The 22399-nt window shown below is 51.7% G+C and carries 21 protein-coding genes; 6 read left to right on the top strand and 15 right to left on the bottom strand.

Going from position 1 to position 22399, the window contains the following annotated elements:
- Window positions 1-77: 77 nt before the first annotated feature.
- The 5 genes from L2725_RS17470 to L2725_RS17450 form a co-directional block, all read right to left on the bottom strand.
- Window positions 78-1202: an enoyl-CoA hydratase/isomerase family protein gene (locus L2725_RS17470; protein WP_249250136.1), complete on the bottom strand. Its 1125-nt coding sequence runs from the start codon at window positions 1200-1202 to the stop codon at window positions 78-80.
- A gap of 10 nt (window positions 1203-1212) precedes the next feature.
- Entirely contained in the window at window positions 1213-1986 is a 774-nt protein-coding gene (locus tag L2725_RS17465) for an enoyl-CoA hydratase (RefSeq protein ID WP_115137899.1), read from the bottom strand.
- A gap of 143 nt (window positions 1987-2129) precedes the next feature.
- The gene (locus tag L2725_RS17460; protein ID WP_249250135.1) at window positions 2130-3287 is read right to left on the bottom strand and encodes an acyl-CoA dehydrogenase family protein; all 1158 of its coding nucleotides are present in this window, start codon (window positions 3285-3287) and stop codon (window positions 2130-2132) included.
- Between the two features lie 151 nt (window positions 3288-3438).
- Window positions 3439-4932 carry a CoA-acylating methylmalonate-semialdehyde dehydrogenase gene (locus tag L2725_RS17455; protein WP_249250134.1) on the bottom strand — a complete coding sequence of 498 codons (1494 nt, stop codon included), beginning with the start codon at window positions 4930-4932 and terminating at the stop codon, window positions 3439-3441.
- 172 nt (window positions 4933-5104) lie between these two features.
- On the bottom strand, window positions 5105-6289 hold the full coding sequence (locus tag L2725_RS17450; protein ID WP_249250133.1) for a thiolase family protein: 1185 nt from the start codon (window positions 6287-6289) through the stop codon (window positions 5105-5107).
- 357 nt (window positions 6290-6646) lie between these two features.
- Here L2725_RS17450 and L2725_RS17445 point away from each other — a divergent pair, with 357 nt between their 5' ends.
- Complete coding sequence (locus L2725_RS17445) at window positions 6647-7819, top strand: serine hydrolase domain-containing protein (RefSeq protein ID WP_249250132.1); 1173 nt, start codon at window positions 6647-6649, stop codon at window positions 7817-7819.
- A 60-nt stretch (window positions 7820-7879) separates the two neighbouring features.
- Here L2725_RS17445 and L2725_RS17440 read toward each other — a convergent pair whose 3' ends face one another.
- Together L2725_RS17440 and L2725_RS17435 are read right to left on the bottom strand one after the other, a co-directional pair.
- Complete coding sequence (locus tag L2725_RS17440) at window positions 7880-8362, bottom strand: hypothetical protein (RefSeq protein WP_249250131.1); 483 nt, start codon at window positions 8360-8362, stop codon at window positions 7880-7882.
- A 15-nt stretch (window positions 8363-8377) separates the two neighbouring features.
- Window positions 8378-10030, bottom strand: coding sequence for an LruC domain-containing protein (locus L2725_RS17435; protein WP_249250130.1), 1653 nt, complete (start codon window positions 10028-10030; stop codon window positions 8378-8380).
- Between the two features lie 334 nt (window positions 10031-10364).
- Between L2725_RS17435 and L2725_RS17430 the strand changes: the two genes are divergently transcribed.
- The 3 genes from L2725_RS17430 to L2725_RS17420 are packed head-to-tail and all read left to right on the top strand — an operon-like array spanning window position 10365 to window position 12187.
- A complete protein-coding gene (locus tag L2725_RS17430) occupies window positions 10365-10988 on the top strand; it encodes a hypothetical protein (protein WP_249250129.1) in 624 nt (207 codons plus the stop codon).
- A gap of 51 nt (window positions 10989-11039) precedes the next feature.
- Window positions 11040-11486, top strand: coding sequence for a hypothetical protein (locus L2725_RS17425; RefSeq protein ID WP_249250128.1), 447 nt, complete (start codon window positions 11040-11042; stop codon window positions 11484-11486).
- Between the two features lie 56 nt (window positions 11487-11542).
- Complete coding sequence (locus tag L2725_RS17420; protein WP_249250127.1) at window positions 11543-12187, top strand: LysE family translocator; 645 nt, start codon at window positions 11543-11545, stop codon at window positions 12185-12187.
- A gap of 81 nt (window positions 12188-12268) precedes the next feature.
- On the opposite strand, the gene metA is transcribed toward L2725_RS17420, so the two are convergent.
- The gene (metA, locus tag L2725_RS17415; RefSeq protein WP_249250126.1) at window positions 12269-13207 is read right to left on the bottom strand and encodes a homoserine O-acetyltransferase MetA; all 939 of its coding nucleotides are present in this window, start codon (window positions 13205-13207) and stop codon (window positions 12269-12271) included.
- Window positions 13208-13256: 49 nt separating this feature from the next.
- The gene (locus tag L2725_RS17410; RefSeq protein WP_115137888.1) at window positions 13257-13661 is read right to left on the bottom strand and encodes a YbaY family lipoprotein; all 405 of its coding nucleotides are present in this window, start codon (window positions 13659-13661) and stop codon (window positions 13257-13259) included.
- 141 nt (window positions 13662-13802) lie between these two features.
- On the opposite strand from L2725_RS17410, the gene L2725_RS17405 reads away from it, so the two are divergent.
- Window positions 13803-14555, top strand: coding sequence for an SDR family NAD(P)-dependent oxidoreductase (locus L2725_RS17405; RefSeq protein ID WP_249250125.1), 753 nt, complete (start codon window positions 13803-13805; stop codon window positions 14553-14555).
- A gap of 96 nt (window positions 14556-14651) precedes the next feature.
- Here L2725_RS17405 and ompW read toward each other — a convergent pair whose 3' ends face one another.
- The 4 genes from ompW to tesB all read right to left on the bottom strand — a co-directional run bounded on the left by ompW (window position 14652) and on the right by tesB (window position 17397).
- Window positions 14652-15314 (bottom strand): outer membrane protein OmpW, encoded by a 663-nt coding sequence (gene ompW, locus L2725_RS17400; RefSeq protein WP_248935974.1) that lies wholly within the window; start codon window positions 15312-15314, stop codon window positions 14652-14654.
- A gap of 178 nt (window positions 15315-15492) precedes the next feature.
- Complete coding sequence (locus L2725_RS17395; RefSeq protein WP_249250124.1) at window positions 15493-16068, bottom strand: nucleotidyltransferase family protein; 576 nt, start codon at window positions 16066-16068, stop codon at window positions 15493-15495.
- 62 nt (window positions 16069-16130) lie between these two features.
- Window positions 16131-16529 (bottom strand): YbaY family lipoprotein, encoded by a 399-nt coding sequence (locus L2725_RS17390; RefSeq protein WP_249250123.1) that lies wholly within the window; start codon window positions 16527-16529, stop codon window positions 16131-16133.
- Between the two features lies 1 nt (window position 16530).
- The gene (gene tesB, locus L2725_RS17385) at window positions 16531-17397 is read right to left on the bottom strand and encodes an acyl-CoA thioesterase II (RefSeq protein WP_249250122.1); all 867 of its coding nucleotides are present in this window, start codon (window positions 17395-17397) and stop codon (window positions 16531-16533) included.
- Window positions 17398-17751: 354 nt separating this feature from the next.
- Between tesB and L2725_RS17380 the strand changes: the two genes are divergently transcribed.
- Window positions 17752-18627: a 1,4-dihydroxy-2-naphthoate polyprenyltransferase gene (locus tag L2725_RS17380; protein ID WP_249250121.1), complete on the top strand. Its 876-nt coding sequence runs from the start codon at window positions 17752-17754 to the stop codon at window positions 18625-18627.
- 77 nt (window positions 18628-18704) lie between these two features.
- On the opposite strand, the gene gndA is transcribed toward L2725_RS17380, so the two are convergent.
- Window positions 18705-20228: an NADP-dependent phosphogluconate dehydrogenase gene (gndA, locus tag L2725_RS17375; protein WP_249250119.1), complete on the bottom strand. Its 1524-nt coding sequence runs from the start codon at window positions 20226-20228 to the stop codon at window positions 18705-18707.
- A gap of 191 nt (window positions 20229-20419) precedes the next feature.
- The gene (locus L2725_RS17370; protein WP_249250117.1) at window positions 20420-22330 is read right to left on the bottom strand and encodes a propionyl-CoA synthetase; all 1911 of its coding nucleotides are present in this window, start codon (window positions 22328-22330) and stop codon (window positions 20420-20422) included.
- Between the last annotated feature and the right edge of the window lie 69 nt (window positions 22331-22399).

Raw genomic sequence — 22399 nt, 5'->3', positions numbered from 1 at the left:
ATTTATCTTCCATGTGATTGGCGCAAACTCGTGATGTTCGCGCCAAAGGCAAATTATCTCCTCTGGTCAGAGGATATTCAGAGCGTATTCAGTGGATGGGACGCCTCATCCCAGGGGGAAGTCATCAGCTTATCCATCGCCTCCTGAGTCACCGCTTCCAGAGATGCAAACTGCCACTGTGGGTTTCTGTCTTTATCCAGCAGCAAAGCACGCACGCCTTCACAGAAATCTCCGTGAGCACAACAGTTAACGCTCCAGCCCAGCTCCATGCGGAAACAGTCCGCCAGCTCCATCTCGGTACCCAGTTGCATCTGAGCTTCAATCAAATTCCAACTCAGCGGACTGCCGGCCAGGAATGTATCTCTTGCGCGCCCAAGCCATGCCTCGCCGCGCTCTTGTAAATGGGTATCATCCAGCGCCGACAGACAGGAGTGAATGTCAGCCAGAGAGCCGGCCATCAGCTCATCAATACGCGCCTGATGCGCCTTAAGACGGCTGTTGTCGGCAATATTGTCATCGCTGAAACCATTGAGTACCTGACTCAGCAGATCATGGTTGGTATTGGCATCATCCTGCCAGTGAACTTCAGCCAATGCGTCCCACAAAGGTTCTTTGTTGTCTCTGTCGATGGCAAAGTTGGCCAGATCCACATACAGGGCATCAGCGCCATTCATGTTGTAACCGGTCAGCCCCAAAAATAGCCCGGTTCTACCCGGCATACGATTGAGAAAGAAACTGCCACCCACATCCGGATACAGGCCTATGGTGACCTCAGGCATGGCAATTCGGGAGGTCTGGGTAACCACTCTGTGGCTGGCACCGGCCATCAGTCCCAGGCCACCGCCCATCACAATACCGTCACCCCACACCATCACTGGTTTACCCAGAGTATGAATGAGGTAATCCAGCTGGTATTCCTCGGTAAAAAAGGTTTGGGCTTCAGGCGCTATCTCACCCGGGTTAGCGCGGGATGCTTCGGTAATCGCCCGCACATCACCACCGGCACAAAAGGCCTTCTCACCGGCACCATCAAGCACGACACAGACAATTTCATCCTGTTCGCGCCAGGCTTCCAGCTGCGCCTTAAGTAGACGTACCATATCCAGATCCAGCGCATTCAGCGCTTTCTCAACGTTCAATGTAGCAATGCCTATCTGCTTGCTGCCTTCACACCCCAGGGTTTGAAATACTACTTTATCCATGTTCAACCCCTTATGCGTTCTTCCACTCTGGCTTACGCTTTTCAAGGAAAGCATTCACCCCTTCCGCCTGATCTTCGGTATCGAACAGGCCGATAAACAGTTCACGCTCCAATGGCAGCGCCTGAGTACGAGGCATTGCGCGACCCGCCTGGATCAGCTGCTTACACACAGCCACACTGGATGGGCTCTGGTTGGCGACTTTGGCCGCCAGTTCAATGGCCGTTTCCAGTGCCTTGCCGGTTTCAACCACTTCTTCCACCAGGCCGATGCTGTGTGCTTTGTCAGCCTTGATGCGCTCACCACACAAAATCATGCGCTTGGCCCAACCTTCGCCCACCAGAGCAGTCAGATTCTGAGTACCACCTGCGCATGGCAGCAGGCCTACTGTAGCCTCTGGCAATGCCATCTGAGACTGAGACTCAGCGATACGGATATCACAGGCCAGGGCAACTTCCAGACCGCCACCCATGGCATAACCATTGATCGCAGCGATAGACACGCCACGGAATGCACTCAGGGTTTCGAATGCTTCACCGAAAGCCATGGCCATAGTGGCTGCATTACCTTTGTCGCCATCGGCAAACAACTTTAGGTCTGCACCAGCAGAGAAGAACTTCTCCCCCTCACCTGTCAGCACCAGGGCGTAGATTTCCGGATCTGCATCCAGCTCCAGAATTTTGTCACGCAGGTTATACAGACCTTCCTGTGTCCAGGTGTTGGCCGGCGGGTTACTGATGGTGAGAATGGCAGTGTTGCCTTCGATACGTTCAATCAGTTGAGTCATTATTCCTTTCCTTCGAATTCGTGGCTTTGCTGTTGTGCAGTGCTGCGCTGTAAATCAACAGCTCCCCTGATGCTTATGCCGCTTAGCTTGTAGCCCTGTGCTTATGGCATGTGGCGTCAGTGGGAGCGAATAGAGTCAGTGCCTTACTTGATTTCACCCACATGCTCGTCCAGCAGACGGCGCGCGATGATCAGACGCATAATCTCGTTGGTACCTTCCAGGATCTGGTGTACACGCACATCACGGAAATGACGCTCCAGCGGATATTCGCGGATATAACCATAACCACCATGCAGCTGCAGTGCAGCATCACACACCTGGAAACCCACATCTGTGGCAAATCGTTTAGCCATGGCGCAGTAGGCGGTCGCTTCCACGTCACCCGAGTCCAGCTTAAATGCAGCCAGACGTACCATTTGACGGGCTGCCACCAGCTCAGTCGCCATGTCAGCCAGCTTGAACTGCAGCGCCTGGAATGCCGCCAGAGGCTTACCAAACTGCTTACGCTCCTGCATATATTCAGTGGCACGCTCAAGTGCAGCCTGGGCAGTGCCTACAGAGCAGGTGGCGATATTGATACGACCGCCATCCAGGCCCTTCATGGCGAAGGTAAAACCCTGGCCTTCTTCACCCAGCAGGTTGGCCACAGGCACACGTACCTCTTCAAAAGTCACCAAACGGGTTGGCTGGGCGTTCCAGCCCATCTTGTCTTCAGCTTTGCCATAAACAATACCGGCAGCATCGGCAGGCACGGCAATGGCAGAGATCCCTCTGGGACCTTCACCACCGGTGCGGCACATCACCACCAGCATTTCAGTGTCACCTGCGCCTGAGATAAACATCTTGGAGCCGGAGATCACATACTCATCGCCGTCGCGAACCGCTTTGGTCTGTAACGAGGCTGCGTCACTGCCTGAGCCAGGCTCAGTCAAACAGTAAGATGCCAGCTTCTGGCCTGTGGTCAGGGCCTCGCTCCACTCACCGCGCAGGCTTTCGCTGCCCCAAGTGGTGATCATCCAGGTGGCCATATTATGGATGGTCAGCATGGCAGTGGTCGCCGTACAACCCATCGACAGCTCTTCGAAAATAATGGCGGCATCAAGACGACTCAGGCCCATACCGCCTTCGCTTTCCGGGGAGTACAGAGAGCAAAAGCCCAGCTCTCCGGCCTTTTGAATAACGTCCTTGGGGAAATGATGTTCTTCATCCCAGCGCGCTGCGTGGGGAGCCAGCTCTTCGGCTGCAAACTGACGGGCCAGCTCGGCAAACTGACGTTGATCTTCGTTGAGATTGAAATCCATCTGACAACTCCTGTCACTTGTGTTCTTTGACCCGACTCACTCATCAATCAAGGGGCCGGGCTCTTATTGTCATAGTTGGTGTTGGTTACAAGGCCAGATAGTCAGGCCTTGTAACCAACAGATGCCGCAGGGGCGGCATCTGTACTGTCTATTACTTGAGGGCAATGGTCATGTTGGGACCGGACGGAATATCGTCCTCAAACCAACGGGCGGTAATCGTCTTGGTTTCGGTAAAGAAACGCACCGCTTGCTTGCCGTAGGCGTGCTGATCGCCATAGAAACTGCCCTTCCAACCTGTGAAAGAGAAGAAAGGCAGCGGCACAGGGATAGGCACATTGATACCCACCTGACCCACTTCAATCTCGTGCTGATACTTCCGGGCAGCGGCGCCACTGGCGGTAAAGATAGAGGTACCGTTACCGTAAGGGCTGGCATTTACCAGCTCAATGGCATCTTCCAGTGAGTCAGACTCAACACAGCAAAGTACCGGGCCAAAGATCTCTTCCTTGTAGATGGTCATTTCAGGGGTCACTTTGGTGAACATGGTTGGGCCAACCCAGTTACCCGACTCATAACCTTCCAGAGTGAACTCAGAGCCATCGAGCAGACACTCGGCGCCTTCTTCCTTACCCTTGGCGATAAGGCTGAGAACACGTTCTTTGGCCTGAGGGCTGATCAGCGGGCCATAACCGGCCTCTGCATCATCCCATAGACCCGGACGGACTTTGGCCAGGCGCTCTTTCAGTTCAGGGATCCACTCTTTGGCTTCACCAACAAATACCGCCACAGAGATCGCCATACAGCGCTGACCGGCTGCGCCCACAGAAGCGCCCACCAGGTTGTTGAGCACCTGCTCTTTGTTGGCATCCGGCATAATCACACTGTGGTTCTTGGCTCCGGCAAAGGCCTGAACCCGCTTAAGGTGATCAGTACCTGTCTTGTACACATACTGGCCAACACCCACAGAACCAACGAAGGAGATCGCCTTGATATCTTCATGGGTCAGCAGAATGTCCACGGCGCTCTTGTCACCATGCACCAGCTGCAGCACACCTTTTGCTGCGCCAGCCTGTTCAAACAGTTCAGCCAGACGCAGCGGCGTCATAGGATCTTGCTCTGAAGGCTTAAGTACAAAGGTGTTACCACAGGCAATTGCCAGCGGGAACATCCACAGCGGGATCATCGCCGGGAAGTTAAAGGGAGTAATACCGGCACATACACCCAGGGGTTGGGTGTAGCTGTAGGTGTCAATTTTGCGGGCCACGTTTTCAACGGTTTCACCCATCAGCAAAGAAGCGATGCTGCAGGCGTGCTCAGCCACTTCAATACCACGCCATACATCGCCTTTGGCATCTTCAAAGGTCTTACCGGTTTCTTTGGCCAGAATGGTGGCCAGCTCATCATGGTGTTCTTTCAGCAGGTGCTGATAACGCAACATCACACGGGCACGCTCAGAAACCGGCGTCTCTTTCCAGGTCTGGAAAGCAGACTTGGCACTGGCAATGGCGCCCAGGACTTCCTCGTCAGTGGCACATTTGATTTCGGCAATGGGCAGGTTATTGGCAGGGTTGGTCACTGTGATCAGGCGATCTCCAGAGCCTGTTGTGAATTCACCGTCGATGTAATGTTTGATTTGCGTGGTCATCTTCAAGTCCTGTTGATTATCCCGCTGAGCCCAGAGCAATAGATAATTACTCTGTACGCCTGTTTTTAATTGTTACGTCTGTCAGCTCACCGGTGTTGAATTTTTTATAACGCTTTGATGAAAATGGCTGCACACCCGTGTTACGGGAACAAGAAAGTGTGCAGCCAGGGGATTACTCGATTTCAATGGCCATAGCCGTGGCTTCACCGCCGCCGATACACAGGCTGGCGACACCGCGCTTCAGCCCCTGATTACGCAGGGCGTGGATCAGAGTAACCAGAATGCGGGTGCCTGAGCAGCCAATTGGGTGACCCAGAGCGCAGGCACCACCGTGCACATTCACTTTGGCCGCATCCAGTCCCAGCTCAGAGATAGCCAGCATAGTCACCATGGCAAAGGCTTCGTTGATCTCATACAGATCCACCTCATCCTTGCTCCAACCTGTTTTCGCAAACAGCTTGTTCATGGCACCAACAGGGGCTGTGGTAAAGGCCGCAGGCTCCTGAGAGTGAGTTGTCTGACCACGGATCACCGCCAGCACATCCAGTCCCAGCTCTTTGGCTTTGGCGCGGCTGGTGACCATCAATACGGCGGCACCGTCGGAGATAGAAGAAGAGTTGGCAGCAGTAATGGTGCCATCTTTGGCGAACGCCGGACGCAGCGCAGGGATCTTATCAGGACGGGCATTACCCGGCTGCTCATCGATAGCCACAGTCACATCACCTTTACGGGAGGAGATGGTCACAGGCACGATTTCATTGTTAAACGCGCCGGAGGCGATGGCTGCGTTGGCTTTTTCCAGCGAGGAGAGTGCAAAGGCATCCATCTGCTCACGGGTGAGGTCAAAGTCATCAGCTGTCTTTTGCGCGAAGGTACCCATAGCACCGCCGGTGTAGGCATCTTCCAGACCGTCGAGGAACATATGATCCAGCACCTTGCCATGGCCCATACGCATGCCGTCACGGGCTTTGTCCAGCAGATATGGCGCCTGACTCATGCTCTCCATACCACCGGCAATCACCAGATTGGCACTACCGGCTTTAATCAGGTCATGGGCCATCATTACTGTCTTCATGCCGGAACCGCACACCTTATTGACTGTGGTCGCACCGACAGACAAAGGCAGATCGGCGCCCAGTGTCGCCTGACGTGCAGGCGCCTGCTTGAGGCCTGCTGGCAGCACACAGCCCATCAGCACTTCATCCACCTGCTCACCCGCTATACCAGCGTCCTGCATCATGCCTTTAATAGCCGTTGCGGCCAGCTGAGGTGAAGGCACAGAGGATAAACTCCCCTGAAAACCACCCATAGGGGTGCGCTTGGCTGCGACAATGACAATATCCGTTTCAGTGCTCATAACCACTCCAGTCTGTTTGACCAGACCCTCTGCGTGAGGCGCAGAAAGCCCTCGGTTGTTCAAATATTAGCACTGTGACGTTTACGCGAACGTAAAGCAAGTGTTAATTGGTCTAATGAGCAGCAAATTCGGCAGTACAAATGTCACTCAGGATTTACAAAACCCTGAGCAGCACAAATGATTGCTTTGGTGAAATGGCCCAGGGGCTTTAGCGGTTTGAATTTGGACTAAGCACAGCAGAAATGAGATCCCGGTTACATCAGAAAACCCTGTTTTTATACTTGGAGTTCAATAACTTTCAAAGTTTGCTGTAATTTGGCATCATCAGCGGTTTTAAAATCCAGGTATTTTATTTTCATGCGTCTTGCCTTCTTTGCGCTTTCCTCCTGTCTTCTTGCCCCTGTGGCTGCTGTCGCAGAAGATCTGCAGTCACTCAACAAAGCGTACTCAAGCCTGGTTAAGCGTGAATTGAACAACAAGAGCATTCCCGGTATCGCCTACACCATAGTCAAAGGCGAAGAAGTGATTGCACTGGAAACCTTTGGTCATCTGGATACCAGCAAGAAGAAGAAAGTCGATAAAGATACTGTGTTTCGTCTGGCTTCCGTGTCCAAACCATTCGCCGCCACCTTGACCACCATGATGGCTCAGGAGGGTCAGCTGAGTCTGACCGACCCTGTCACCAAGTATGTTCCTCAGTTTGAGCTGGCCAAACCCGGCGCCGCAGACAAGATTCAACTCCATAATCTGCTGAGTCACTCTGCGGGTTTGATGCCCAACGCCTACGACAATCTGCTCCATGAGAACTGGAGTATGGAGAAAATCATCAGCCAGTTTGACCGGGTCACACCCATTTGTGAGCCCGACAACTGCTACGGCTACCAGAATATCGCCTACTCTATGGTGCAACCTGCCATTGAACAGGTTCAGCCCCTGTCCTACGCTAAGCTGCTGGAAAGCCGGATTTTTCAGCCATTGGGCATGACCAATGCCTCCGTTGGTATCGACGTATACAAAGACAACCCCAACACTGCCAAGCCCCATGTACTGATTAAGGCCAGCAAAACAGGCAAGAAGGACAGTAATGGCAGGGATATTCGCCGCTATGTGTGGCGCACTGTGAAAGTGGAACCAGATTATTACAAGGTTGAGCCTGCGGCCGGTGTGAATGCCAGTATCTCAGATATGGCCAAGTGGCTGACCGCTAATCTGGGCTATGCACCGGACGTGTTGTCGCAGGAGTTGCTGACAGAAGTCACGGAACCCAGAGTCAGAACGGCAAAAGATCTGCGCCGCCTTTACTGGCGTGGACACCTGCTTGATGCTCACTATGGTTATGGCTGGCGTATCTACCAGTTTGACGGTATTCCTCTGGTATACCATTCAGGCTGGGTATCAGGGTTCCGGGCCGATGTTGCCTACGCCCCCACTCTGGATATAGGTTTTGCCATGTTGATGAATGCCGAAGCCAACGAGATCAACAAACTCTCCGCCAAATTCTGGGATATGGTGATTCAGGACTCCAACTGAGCTCTGTTCATGAGCGTTAGCGCCCAATCAAAGGCCATCACCATAATGGCCTGATTTGTCTTACAAAGAGATATAGAGCTCTGCCCCCAATTCACTGTCCGGAAAGTAGAGGTAATGCTCCCGCCCCTCTGCGGTTTCAGGCACCCACTCAAACAAGAGTCCCTGCCAGTTGCTGTTCACATTCACATTAAAGCCCTGCTCCATCGAGGGGCGCCAACTTGCCACCAATGCGGTGTGATCCGGATAATGAGTTTGCGTCACCTCGTCATAATATCCCGTGGCGTAATAGATATTGACCACACCCGGTCCCGGTGGAGTGTCTGACAAATACACCTGTAGACTTCTGTCTATTCTGAAGTCAAATGTCTCACTCACAACCAGATTGGCACTGAGATCTGTGTCGGTTTCTGTTGGCGCAGTATCTGCGGGGACACTGGTATCTAAAGGTACTGTGGTACCGCCGCCCTCATCGCCTCCTCCGCCACATCCCATGGCAAGCAGCAACCAGAGGAGACCTGCAAACTGTAAAGTGACATTCTTCATGTTGAGCCTCCAAGATTAATCGAAGATTTTTTCAAGCACAGCTTTCCGACGTTCGTACCAGTCGGTTTTCTCTCCACCACTGGAGAGTACCCAGGTTCTAAAGTCGGGGTAAGCCTGTTGGATATCTACACGTTCGACCGGGTGAGCGAAGCCATCCGCCAGGTTCATTGCCCAGGGCATATTGTTGTCGTTAACAAAGCTGTTAATGGCATTGCTGTTGTCATCGTGCAGTCCCATCCAGCCAACGTTAAACAAACTGGTTCCTGAGAACTCTTTCAGATGTACCTCCCACTGACGGCCTGAAAAATTGCCATGGTATTTACCCACAGTGGCGAAGATGAAAGGATCATAGGGAGGCAAGCCCAAACTGGATTCACTGACGGCTTCAGTAAACTCCACCGCAAACACATATTCCTGCCCCATGGTTTCGTTACAGTCTTTAACAGTTCGGAACATGCCGCATTGGCTAGAAATATCAGCCCATACATCGGCAGACAGGATAAACACCACTTCACCCGCATCAGCTTCAGGCGTCAGGGTGACACTCTCCTGCCCGTAGGTGATGCTTGCAGATTGGATGTTACTCTTCAGAACATTAGGCAAGTGCAAGGCGAAGCCATTGTGGTAATCAGCACCTATGGCCTGGATCTGATAAGTCATTTCCAGAGACTCCACAGCGCCAAGATAATTTTTGTCTATGGTGTAACGGTACTTCACGACCAGATCATTGAAATCATAGTCACCCATAATTGGCCACATATCTTCGTACATGAGAGTGCCATAGCCGGTTCGTGACGGATAATATGAGGTGGAGCCAGCGGGTTCTGGTGTGTCATTCAGCAGGTTATAACCTTCCCCCTCAACACTGCCACCAGCGTCAATTCCCTCTAAAGCATATATAGGGGTGACGGTTAGAGAAAAAATTAAGTCATTGAAATCATTATCACCCTGACGACGATGTACATCTTCAAAGCCGATCACCAACAACTCACTCTGGGTATCATAGAAGACCACATTATGTTGCTTCTCTCCCTCTGGTTCAGGGTTAAGGTGGGGCAAGCTGTAAAAGGGTTGGTTCCAGTATCCGGAACTCTCCAGCTCAGCGTAGCTACTGCTGAACCCCCAGCCGTTGGGAATGACAAAGAAACCCATTGCCTGACCCGCAACCAACTCCACATCCAATGGCACAGAGTCGCCCTGAACCAGGCCTCCTGCTGGGGGCTTGGACGCGTTGGGAAAAATAATCTTATGTTCGGCAATATCCATAAATGTCTGAGGAGGAGAATCTGGATCATAAAGAAAATAGCCAAAGGTATTTCTGAAAAACGCCCCTTCATTCAGGAAAGTGGCACTCACAGTAACCTGTCCGGAAAAATCATCATCTATCACCAGGTTGCTGCGGGAAGTGCCGTCAATATAGTCAGGATTAACCCGCCTGCCATCAGGGATCCTGCTGTAGATATCGGTCAGAAAGGTCGTCGGTAGTTCGCTGTTGATATTGGTGACATTAAGGGGATCACCAACCCTGTCATAGCCCGCGTACCTGTCACTGATCCAGTCAATAGCGATAGGCCCGGAGTGGGTAGTCAGGGTGGCGTCCGCCGCCAGTGAAGACAGTGATATCGAAGACAAGAAAGTCAAAGTCAGCAGCTTTAGTGAGCTATCCATAGTTGTTCACCCTTAGATGAAAACAAGATAGTTAACTGGCCAGCAGCATCTGTGCCAAAGAGCTAAGTCATTCTATTTCAATAGCTTGAAATGGATACTATTCTGCCTTATTTGCAAAATGCTATGAAAATAGCTGCCGCTCTTGCTGAATGAGTCATAGCTGGCGCTCACACTCAGGGTGCCAGGGTAACCCTTTGGTCATTTTGCAAAAGTTAGTAAAAATGAGTAACAGACAAATGAGCCGCCCAGCAGTTAGTGTAAGCCTTCAACATAATCACAAGCTGATTGTGCCAACCAGAAGTCGCTGACTTAATACGGGAAACAGGGAGTCGCCATGAGTAAATACCTCTGCCTTTTAATCTGCATAGCCTTGATAACAGGCTGCTCCGCCACTCAGGTGACAGACGAATATCCCAAAGTACAGGATGCCATTGTCCTGCAGACTGAGGTGGTAAACGACCCACTATTCACTGAAATTCTGACCGAATTGGAATCCAATGGCGCCATCAACTGGGATGACAATCGAACAGGTTCGGTAAAGGAAGATTTAAACCAGTACCCCTCAAACCTTGCCTGGGCACTGGAGCAGTTTTCCACTCGTGGCCCCTATTCTCAAAATGATGTATTTCTGTGGCGAAAGTGGAATCCCTGGTCCTCAACCACGGCGGTAACCAACGCCTGTGGCAACTCCACCAAACTGAATAAATGGAAGCTGGACCGTGACAAACTCAAGATAGCCAATACTCTGGTGCATGAAAGAGGACACTCTTTTTGCCTGACTCATCCCTCTCAGGATCGTACAACTAACCAATGCGATTTTACTTACATTAGTGGCGATCTGGCTGAAGCGATTTTGATTCACAGGCAAAACCTAAAGACACGTCAGTTTGACAAGCCCATGTGCCCGGCACTGTGCGCCAGTCTGGAAGCCAGAGGTATGCTCCATGGCTGCAAATAGCCGTAGACTAAGTCACTGAAGACTAAGGCATTCAAATAAATGGAAACTGAGATGAATTGGACAGACTTAATCACCAACCCTCAAGCTGTTATGGGTATCTACAAACAGGCGCCATCGCTGGACAGTTTCATCATAGAGCGACTGATCATCAATGCCGGTTCGGTCGTCATCTCAGGAGATCTCGCCGCGCTTCCCTCTCCGCTTCCTAAGCGGTGGCAGCGCAGTGGTGTCAGTCGCTGCTCCGCAAAGATAACGCTAAGCGGTATTGCAAAGCTGCAATTGGATGGTGTACCCAGCATTCAGATTGATAGTCACAACTGCCTTATCGAACGCGGTGCCAAGCTATCAATCGAACAGGCTGACAGCTGCTGGCAAGGCGACGATGGCACCTCCTTCCCACACAGATTGATCGTCTGCCGGAGCGACTTCATCAATTTCAGGATTGTCAGCCAATTTGTTGCTGTCAGCCTTGAAGGCTATGGGCCGTCGGCAGTTTAACTCCCGCAATTAACAAGGTAGTGGTATCGCTTGCGGGTAATAATAAGGAGCATCAATTGGATATAAACACCATCATGACATTCACAGTCGTTGCGACTCTGCTGGTCATCTCGCCCGGCCCCAACGGTTTTTTAATCGCAAAGACAGTACCTGTGTCAGGTAATAAAGCGGGCTTTGCCAATGTTTTCGGTTTCGTGGCCGCTTTTTACATTCATGGCACTTTGTCAGTATGTGGAATATCGATACTTCTGCTGCAGTCTGCCAACGCATTCTTTGTATTTAAGATGCTGGGGGCCGCTTACTTAATTTGGATTGGCATCAAGGCGCTTATCAAAGCATTTGGCACCAGTACTCCTGCTCAAGTTCAGGCTGAGGCTCAGGCTAATGTTCAAGGAGCGACTTCCCTGAAAACCGCCTTCATGGAGGGTTTCCTTACCAATGTGCTCAATCCCAAGGTCTCTATGTTCTATTTGGCAGCCTTTCCCCAATTTGTCAGCGCCGATGACAGTGCATTAGCCGCTTACACTCTGGTGACCACACATGCTCTGGTCAATTTTGTATGGTTTGGTGCCATGGTGCTGGCCCTGTCACAGGCTAAACAACTCGCTACTTCAGGCCGCTTCAAAAAGTGGTTGGATGTGACCACAGGCACCATATTTATCGGGTTTGGAACCAAGCTGGCGCTAATGCGGAATGCGTGAATACCTATAAAACAGCCTGCGTTAAATGCAGGCTGTTTTGTTAATGGGTCATACTTGCTGCGAATGCTGAGGCACTGACAATCAGGACTCCCAGGGCGTCATCGCCTGCATATCATTGAGATCATAGGGAGTCAGCTGGTAAACATAGTAGTTAAGCCAGTTGCTGACGAGCAGGCTGCCATGGCTGTGCCAACGGGCTACGGCGCGGTTATCCGGGTCATCGCCTTTAAAGTAATTCTTCGGCAATTCTGGTTCCAGTCCCTCTCCCAGATCTCTGAAGTACTCATCCCGCAAGGTGTGTTTCTGATACTCAGGATGCCCGGTCACAAACAACTGACGATTATCTTTAGACAGCACCAGATAAGCACCTGCTTCATCTGAGTGGGCGAGAACATCCAAGTCCGGATGGGCTCTCAGCTTCTCCAGCGGGATTTCAGCAAAGCGGGAATGGGGTGCGAAAAACTCATCGTCAAATCCCCGGAGCAAGGGGTAAGGCTTACCGGACCTTTCGTGAGCGAATACTCCGGAGCGTTTTCTGGGCAGCAGTTCACGTTGCAGCCCATAGAGATGGTAAAGACCAGCGTGGGCGGCCCAGCACAGAAACAAAGTTGATGTCACATGGGTTTGCGACCAGTCGATAATCTCCTGAATCTTGTCCCAGAAGGTGACCTCGGTAAAGTCGATCTGGCCGAGCGGCGCGCCGGTAATAATCAGGCCATCATAGTTTTTGTCCCTCACCTGGGAGAAATCCCGGTAAAAGGTATTCATATGATCGGTGGGAGTATGCTTGGAGACCTTATCGTGAATACGCAGCAGATCCACGTCCACCTGCAGTGGTGTGTTACCCAGCAGACGCAGAAGCTGGGTTTCGGTTTCAATCTTATTGGGCATAAGATTCAGAATAAGCACCCGCATGGGGCGAATATCCTGATTGGCTGCCCGGGTTTCTGACATCACAAAGATGTTTTCAGAAACTAACACCCCGGCAGCGGGAAGGTTATCTGGGATCCTGACCGGCATACTGCGCCTCTTCCTTAATCACGGCAGGCGCAGCTTTTACCATGAGGTATCAGTGGCCAACCTTATTCAACAGTACTGACATCGGTTCGGACGAATCCAAATCGACATTATAAGCCTGAGTATTAATGAACAACAGCTGGTCACCCAACATAATGCGTGCGCCAATGGCGTAGGTATGACCCGGTTCGAACTGATCTCTGTCCATCACAAAAGAGAAGGTCGACGGGGTACTGACATCAGTACGCTCCATTTCGCCGATCACCTCAGCAGGCGCGTCGGCACGGGACACATCTTTTAACTGCACCACCAATACAGCTTCAGGCGGCAGGGCGATACGTTCGCGATACCAAACCTCACCATGAACATTTACCAGTGCATTATTGGTTGCGCAGCCACTCATCAAACCTGTTACCGCCAACAAAGGCACAGCCAGGATTTTGGTCCACTTGTTCATATACTCTCCTAAATCATACAATAAGACTTCTGGATGTCTATACATCCAATTAGAAATCTTCTCATGCTTGTGAATTCGGCATCTTGAAGTCACTTGGGTATCCTCCTATGATAAGCGCCCCAAGGTTTGCCCGAAACCCATATGACTCAAGCAACTGCAATTATTATTGGTGCCAGCTCACAATTGAGCCGGGAAATCGCCAAACAGCTCTCAGAGCAACAGGTAGAACTGGCTTTGTTGGTTCCCGCTCCCGAAGCTTTGTCAGAGTTCGCCCAATCTTTGCCCGGCAAAGTCACTGTGCATGCTCTGGATATCTATCAGCCTCAAACCGCGATTGCTCAGCTTGAGCAGGTATGGCAACAACTGGGTGGTGCTCATCTGGTGTTGGTAAATACCGGCGTAAATCACTATGACCCAGAGCTGCCCTGGGGTCCCGAAGATGACATTATCAATGTCAACGTCAAAGGCTTTGCCGCCATGTGCAATACCGCCTTCCGTTTACTGCGGGAACAGGGGTATGGCCAGCTGGGGGCAGTCAACTCAGTCGCGGGACTGCGTGGCGGCCCAAGCATCTCTTATCACGCCTCCAAAGCCTTCGCCCAGAACTATCTGGAAGGCCTGAGCATGCACGCCCAACGCCTGAAACTGCCGGTCACTATTACCGACATCCAGCTGGGTATGTTGGATAAAGCCGCTATGCAGGGTGCCAAAATGTGGCTGGCTCCTTTGCCCGTGGTGGCCAGGCAGATATTGTCGACACTGGCCAAAGGCAAGCGCCGCGCGTATGTTCCAAAGCGCTGGATTATTGTGGCCTGGATGACCAGGCTGCTGCCTGAGTTCATTTACAACACCCGCCGCTGGAAGAAAAAGCAGAAGAAACAGTCAGGCCAATAAGCCAAATTACAGACACAAAAAGGCCGGCTTTCGCCGGCTTAAATTGGCGCACGGGGAACTGTGCGCCAGCTAAAGGCAGGGAACGATTAATTGCCTTTAGAAAACGTAACCTACGCTAACCATGTATACCCATGGGTCGATATCAGTTTCAATGGATACAGGCCCAACGGCTGAATTAAATTTCACATCAGTACTGATATCTGCGTACCAAACTGACGCGTTTACCAGCCAGTTCTTGTTTACCTGATAGTCCAGACCCACCTGAGCAGCAACGCCCCAAGAGTTTTCAAGACTGAGATTTTCCAGACCAAGGCCTAAATCTTTGCCAGCCTGAGTAAATTCGTTATCAAAGAAGTTGGTAAAGTTCACACCCAGACCAACGTATGGACGCAGCTTGGAGTCAGCATTACCGAAATAATACTGGGCAACCAGAGTCGGTGGCAGGTGCTTGGTATCAGCAATATGAACTCCAGCCAAAGTCACTTCATGAGAAAAAGGTGTAGCTGCCAGCAATTCAACGCCGAAGTTATCTGTAATCATATAGCCAAAATTCAGGCCCAGCTGAGTATTGCTGTTTACAGAAAACTCACCGAAATTAGGCAGGTCAAATCCGGTCAAATCTACATCCTGGCTCGACTCATTGGGAGCTACAACCACAGCACCTGCACGCACAATGATATCACCGGCCTGGTGAGCGAAAACCGGAGCAGAAATCAGGGTGGCAGCGATCAAACCGGACAGTACAGACTTTTTCATCATCATTCTCCATAACCACAACGCGCAGCGCTGCTTTATTCACATCCTTAACAAGTTGTGAATACACTGCCAAAGTATGTGTCACAGAGGATTGATCTGAATCAATTTATTCCTGTTACAGCAGCTTACTCCGCCCATAAAGCGATCAAGATCACAAAAACGCCGCAGTTCTCTCTACTTTCTAATCACAAGTCAGCAACAGATCCGGATATTGCTGTAACCAGCCTTTGGATTGTACTCTTTGCAGAAACACACTCCTGTCTCTGGCGGGGTTGTGTTCGAGACGGCCATTGAATAAACAAGCCAGTCCAAAGGCACTGATAAACTCAAGTTCCCCCTTCCCGCCAAGCCGCACTGCCACTGCAGTTTGCTGCTCAGGCCAATAGGAGATGGCATCTTGTAATCCCTGGTATTCAGGGTCGCCGTTGCGCAGATGCATACGAGCCTGATTTTTTACCGACCAGGGAAATTGGGGAGAGAGCTTACTCAGTTGTGCTTCAATGAATTTGTCCTGTTCAGGCAGTGGATTGTGCTGATCATGGAAAATCACATCGATATCATTCAGCGGCGAGTCATAGGTAAGATACAAACTGTCCCACACCAGATTACGCACAAAGCCTGCCGCCAGCCAAAGCGCCTGCCCGGTAGCCTCACTCACAGACTTTACGTCTTCCAGTGCTTGCATGCGTTCACTGTCATCCTGCATCCAGGCGGAGATCTGATGCTCTGCCTGCGACTCATTCAACTCCTTTAACAACCCCTTTTCTCCCCAAAGGCATGAAAAAGGCCCCCGAAGGAGCCTGATTCAAATAAGCTGGATTACTGACTTACCGGTTTCATCAGCACTTCAGTGGTGAACTTGCCGTTGTTAATCACCGGGTAGCGGGTGAAGGTTTGAAACAACACCTGATCTTTATAGGTGATCATTGCCACCACACCATAGTTGATACTCTTGTCTATGGTTTCGGCAGGCAAAATAAACTTGAATGGCACCGGCACCCGGGCCACTTCAAAGGTCTTTTGTGCAAATATCGATCCCCGGGTATTCAGATCCACAATGGAGATATTGATTACCGAGCCGGAAGGCAGTGCAATCCGTTCAAGATAGCCGGCAGCACCGTTTACAATCACCGGCTTTGGCGGTTCGACGGTTACACAGGCTGACACACCAAGCAACAGAGCGCACACAGCCATCATCCGGACCAATTTTGCCAACATATTATTTTCCTCTAGCATATCGCATTAAGCCTTCCTGGGTGGTTGACGCCACCAGCTCTCCGGCCTGGTTGAAAAACTGTCCCCGGACAAAACCACGTCCGCCCACTGCATTGGGGCTATCGATACTATATAGCAACCATTCGTTGAAGTTTACCGGACGGTGGAACCACATCGCATGATCTATGGTGGCAAAGCGCATACCCGGTGTCAGGAACGACACTCCGTGAGGCTGGGCTGCCGTGACCAAAAAGTTAAAGTCTGAGGCATAAGCCAGCAGGTACTCATGTACACTGACATCACTATTCAGCTCACCGTTCAAACGCATCCACACATTACGGGTCGGAGCTGCAGGCTGAGGGGCAATTGGATCCAGAGGTTCCACCAGTCGCATCTCAATAGGCGCGTCGGCCATAAACGCCTGCAGTATGCGTGGCGGTACTTTATCCCGCATGGTCATCGCCACTTCCTGCTGATTCAGCAGACCGTCAGGTCCCGCCACCTGTGGCATCACGGCATGATGGTCAAAGCCGGGTTCAGGCGTCTGGAATGAACAGGTCATATAGAATATCGGCTTGCCCTTCTGAATCGCTTTAACCCTGCGGGCGCTGAAGCTGCCACCATCACGCATGATTTCAACATCGTAGACAATCGGCATTTTTTCATCACCGGCACGCAAAAAATAGGCGTGGAAGGAGTGTACCTTACGTCCGGCTTCAACTGTCTGGCGTGCGGCGCTGAGTGCTTGTCCCATCACCTGCCCACCGAATACATGGCCAATTCCAATATCCTGACTCTGGCCACGGAACAGTCCCATCTCTATGGGCTCCAGCGACAGCAGAGAGACTAAATCATTCAATACCTGACTCATGAGTTTCACTTGATTGAGCACGCTCATTGACTCACTGACTTCAGTCGCCTGAGCGTAACTTAGGATTACACAAGGCGTCAGTATAACCCGATGTGTTTGGGATAAAAGGTTAATTCCCCGATTAGTGTTCAGTATCCGAGCTACCGCCAAAGAGATCCGATCTGCGCGGAAATCTCAGGTGATTGTATCGTGCCAGAGATCATATCCGGGACTTAAGTGGTATAAATTGACAGGGAAAAACTGTAAAATATGCGCCCTTTGGCAACGCTGGACACTGGCCATTTAACCCAGTTCCCTATGCCCGCCGGACACAAACCGGCACTGTCTGATAACCCGTAACAGAAGCGGAAACTCATGAATCCCTGGATTTTAGCCATTCGTCCCCGCACATTGCCAGCCGCTATAGGCCCGCTATTGGTGGGCAACATGTTGGCCCTGAAACTGGACTCTTTCAGTCTCACCATCGCCTTGCTGTCTACAGCCTGTGCGGTTCTGCTGCAGATCGCCGTGAACCTGGCCAACGACTACTTTGACTTTAAAAACGGTATCGACACAGAAGAGCGACTGGGCCCGACCCGCGTAACACAAAGCGGTTTACTTAAACCTGAAGCCGTGCGCAATGCCATGATAATGTCGTTAGTTTCAGCGGTGGCCGTCGGCTTGTTTTTGATTGCCCACGGTGGCTGGATTATTGCCCTGCTGGCGGTATTTGCCGTACTGGGCGCCCTGGGTTACAGCGGTGGCCCCTACCCTATGGCTTCCCATGGGTTGGGTGAGGTTGCAGCCTTTGTCTTTTTCGGTTTGGTGGCTGTAGTTGGCGCCTATTTCCTGCAGGCTGGCACCACCAGCTCAAGCGCCTGGTTGCTGGGCAGTGCCATTGGTTTCTTCAACGCGGCCATTATGCTGGTTAACAATACCCGCGATATTCAAACCGACACCAAAGCCAACAAACGCACCCTGGCAGTTCGTATCGGAGAGGGTCGTGCCAAGGATCTTTATCAGGCATTGGTTTATCTGCCATTTGGTTTGATTATCGGTGGTTATTTAATGGGTGCTTTGCCCGGCTGGCCGGTGCTGCTGGCAGGACCGGCACTACTGATGGCCCGCAGCCTGTGTGCTGCTTTTCAGCAAACCAGTGGTGAAGCGCTTAATCCGCTGTTGGGACGCACAGCCAAGCTAACTATGGTGTTCAGCTTCCTGTTCAGTGCAGGCCTGATAATCCCGCAATAACACACCTTCTTTAAACACAAAAAAGGCTTACCACTGAAACTGGTAAGCCTTTTTTATTAAGGTTTATCTATTGGCCGTCAGCCTATCTTCACCAAATCCCTTGGTGACTGACTCCAGTTCAGATGGTACTTATCACCTGCTGGTTTATCGGTACGCTCAAAGGTATGGGCACCAAAGTAATCCCTTTGTCCCTGCAGCAGGTTGGCAGGCAATACCGCAGCACGGTAGCTGTCGTAATAACTCAGCGCACTTGAGATACAGGGCACAGGAATCCCCAGCATCACACCCTGGGCCACCACCTCACGCCAGCCCTGCTGATGCTCAGCCAACATTCCCGCAAAGGAGTCAGCTTTCAGCATATGTTCCAGGTTTGGCTCAGCCTCATAGGCAGAGGTGATCTGCTGCAGGAACCCGGCGCGGATAATACAACCGGCACGCCAGATACGGGCGATGTCGGCAAAGTTAAGCTGCCAGCCCTGATCCGCCGCATTCATTGCCATCAACTGGAATCCCTGAGCATAACAGGCCACCTTGGCACACAGGAGTGCCGACTCCAGCGCATTAATAAAGTTCTCTTTATCCAGCTGAGGCGGATTGGCCGGTGCTGCCAGTTGCTGGCTTAAGGCTTCACGCAGTGACTTTTGATTACTCACTGCGCGGGCATATACCGCTTCAGCAATAGTCGGAGCAGGACAGCCCAGTTGCAGGCTGGAGACCGCAGTCCACAAACCGGTTCCCTTTTGACCGGCCTTATCCAGAATTACTTCAACCAGAGGCGCACCTGTGTCCGGATCGTCCTGAGCCAGAATATCTGCGCTGATCTCCATCAGATAGGAGTTCAGCGGACCTTGATTCCAACGACCGAATACCTCACCAATGTCCGCTGCCGACATCCCCAGACCAGAGGACATCAGGTGGTAAGCCTCGCAGATAAGCTGCATGTCGGCGTACTCGATACCGTTATGCACCATCTTCACATAATGGCCAGAGCCTGCCGGGCCAATATAGGCAGTACAGGGCTCCCCCTGAATGTCAGTCTGTCCAGGCGCAGTACGTTCCAGCGGCAATCCGGTTTGCGAGTCCACCTTGGCGGCAATGGCTTCCCACACAGGAGCAAGATGCTGCCAGGCATCGGCGTTGCCACTTGGCATCAGACATGGACCAAAACGGGCGCCCATTTCACCACCGGAAACCGCTGAGGAGAAAAAGTGGAAATGCTCGCGGTAGCGCTGCTCACGCTCTATGGTGTCTGTCCACAGGCTGTTGCCCGTATCCACCACAATGTCTGAAGTTTCAATGCCAGCTTCAATAAGGGATTGGCAGACTGCATCCACAGGCTTACCTGCGGGAATAGACAAAACAATAAGTCTTGGAGTGGCCAGGCTGGCCAACAAAGAGGGGAGAGAGTCAAAACCGGTCAGACGGTCCTGAGTACCGAACTCATGCAGAGCTTGCTGTTCGGCAGTGCGGATTTTGGAGACATCCAGGTCGAAGGCGGAGACACGATATCCATTATCGGCGATATTTAACGCCAGATTCTTGCCCATCACGCCCAAGCCAATGACGCCAATTGCCGCAACTGAAGTTGATTCATGTTGCATCAAAAATTGCTTCCAAAGACTGGGGAAAAATCACGGGCGCGATTATAGCGGTAACCTGTGCGCAAATTCCAGTACACAATCCTTTACAACAAAACAACAGGAGGCAAGATTTCTTGCCCCTGTGCAGTTTTGCGGTGAATTTATCGAAATCCGATTGTCCTAATCGCGGCGCGGATTTGCTCAATCATCCATCACTTATATCCCAACCTGGCCAACGCCTCTTTCACCAGTTCAAGTGTCATGGGATCTTCAATGGTCGCCGGGATCTTCAGCGGTTGATGAGCCGCAATCTGACGCATGGTACCCCGCAATATTTTACCTGAGCGGGTTTTAGGCAGTTTGGGGATGGCAGTCACCAAACGGAAAGCCGCAACTGGGCCAATTTCGCTGCGCACCAAAGCTATCAGTTCCTGCTGCAATTGAGCCTCACTGATATTGGTTCCATTTCTCAGCACCACCAGCCCCAAAGGCAACTGACCTTTGAGTTTATCCTCCACTCCAATTACAGCGGCTTCAGCAACAGCATCATGCTGGCACAACACCTCTTCAAACCGACCGGTCGACAATCTGTGCCCTGCCACATTAATGATGTCGTCAATACGACTCATAATATACAGGTAGCCATCCTCATCCAGATACCCGGCATCTCCGGTAAGATAGTAGCCTTCATACATAGACAGGTAACTGTCACGATAACGCTGGTCATTACCCCACAAGGTCGTCAGGGTTCCCGGTGGCAATGGCAGCTTGATCACCACATTCCCCGAGGTATTGGCCGCCACCTGCTCACCGGATTCATCCAACACTTCCACCTGATAGCCAGGAACGGCCTGCGCAGGAGAACCTGGCTTGACCGGCACAGGATCTGTTCCCATTAAATTGGCCGCAACTGGCCAGCCGGTCTCAGTCTGCCACCAGTGGTCTATCACAGGCTTGCCCAGTTTTTCATGAGCCCAGTTAAGGGTATCCGGGTCACAACGCTCACCGGCCAGGAACAGGCTGCCAAGACAATCCAGATTTATCCCTTTAATAAATTCACCATCAGGATCTTCACGCTTTATCGCCCTGATGGCGGTTGGTGCAGTAAAGAAACTCTTCACCCCGTATTGATTGATCACGCGCCAGAAAGTCCCCGCATCGGGAGTGCCTACAGGCTTACCTTCAAATAACAAAGAGGTGGCACCGACCAGCAATGGGCCATAGACAATATAGGAGTGGCCGACCACCCACCCCACATCTGAGGCAGCCCAGAATACGTCACCGGGATTGATGTCATAAACATGCTTCATCGACCAGGCCAGTGCCACTGCGTGACCGCCGTTATCGCGAACCACACCTTTTGGCTGACCTGTGGTCCCTGAGGTATAGAGAATATAAAGGGGATCTGTCGCCGCCACGGGGACACAGCCAATCTGTGGAGCCTGCGGGACAACGCTGTCCCAATCATGGTCTCTGCCGGTTTGCATCTGCGCCTGACATTGGGGGCGATTCAGAACAAGGCAGTGTTCAACCTTGTGAGAGGCCTGTTCCAGCGCAGCATCCAGCAGAGGTTTGTACTCCACTACGCCTGAGGGCTCGATGCCACAGGAGGCACTGATCAAGGCTTTGGGTTTGGCGTCGTTGATACGTGTTGCCAGCTCATTGGCCGCGAAGCCACCAAACACCACTGAGTGAATAGCACCTATCCGGGCACAGGCCAGCATGGCGTAGGCGGTATCTGGGATCATGGGCATATAGATCACTACACGGTCGCCCTTTTCCACGCCAATGGAGTGCAGATAGCCCGCCAATTTGCTCACATGCAGCTGAAGTTCACGGTAACTGATTGCCAACTCCGAGTTGGTCACGGGGCTTACATACTGAATCGCGGTTTGATCCCCCCGACCAGCTGCCACATGCCTGTCCACCGCATTGTAACAGGTATTCAGCTCAGCTCCTGCGTACCACTTGTAGAAAGGAGCCTGACTGTCATCCAGTACCCTGTCCCAGGGAGTATGCCAATCAATTACCGCAGCGGCTCTTGCCCAATAATCGTCCCTGTCTGTCAGCGCCTGAATGCGCATGTCGTTGGCTACAGTCCCCATGGTTCCTCCCAGTCTCATCCAAACTGCAATGTCGATTTGGTTATGGACGCCAGCCAGGCTCAATATAATAGCCTGAGCTTGCTCCAG

The sequence above is a fragment of the Shewanella corallii genome (genome assembly GCF_023349125.1).
GTDB classification, from domain to species: domain Bacteria; phylum Pseudomonadota; class Gammaproteobacteria; order Enterobacterales; family Shewanellaceae; genus Shewanella; species Shewanella corallii.
Note: the sequence above shows the minus strand (reverse complement) of the source record. Positions and strands in the feature narration are given on the sequence as shown.